The 480-nt window shown below is 48.1% G+C and carries 1 protein-coding gene; it reads left to right on the forward strand.

Going from position 1 to position 480, the window contains the following annotated elements:
- A partial coding sequence (locus EO98_RS18725) for a PKD domain-containing protein (protein ID WP_162198324.1) occupies positions 1–480 on the forward strand: 480 nt, incomplete at both ends.

Here is a 480-nt window from a genome sequence, read left to right on the forward strand (position 1 = left end):
CATCACCGTAACTTCTGATGTTTCAGCACCCGTTGCAAGCTTTACTTCAGATTCGAATGCAGGCAATATACCATTTATAGTCAAGTTCACAGACACCTCCACAGGTAAAGTTAGCAGCTGGACCTGGGACTTCGGCGACGGCAGCACTTCTACAGATCAGAACCCAACTCACACTTATGTGACCCTGGGGAGTTACAAGGTAACTCTGACCGCTACAGGTCCTGGCGGCAGTAACACGACAACTGCTGCAGACTCTATTACCGTCAGTGAGCCTCTTACTTCCCCCAGTTACAACGGAGGAATTCCACTGACAACAATGCAGGAAGGCACTGTTTCTGGTGGATTGTGGTTTGACTCGTATCCAGGGTTTGATACTTCCGCTAAAAAAACGTTTACCCTGCCTGCTTTTACTGACATCAAGTGGGCAAGGCTTTATGTTGATGTCTACTGTGGCCACATGGAGAATAACTACCGCGGTAA

It is taken from the genome of Methanosarcina sp. 2.H.T.1A.6 (assembly GCF_000979455.1).
GTDB lineage: Archaea > Halobacteriota > Methanosarcinia > Methanosarcinales > Methanosarcinaceae > Methanosarcina.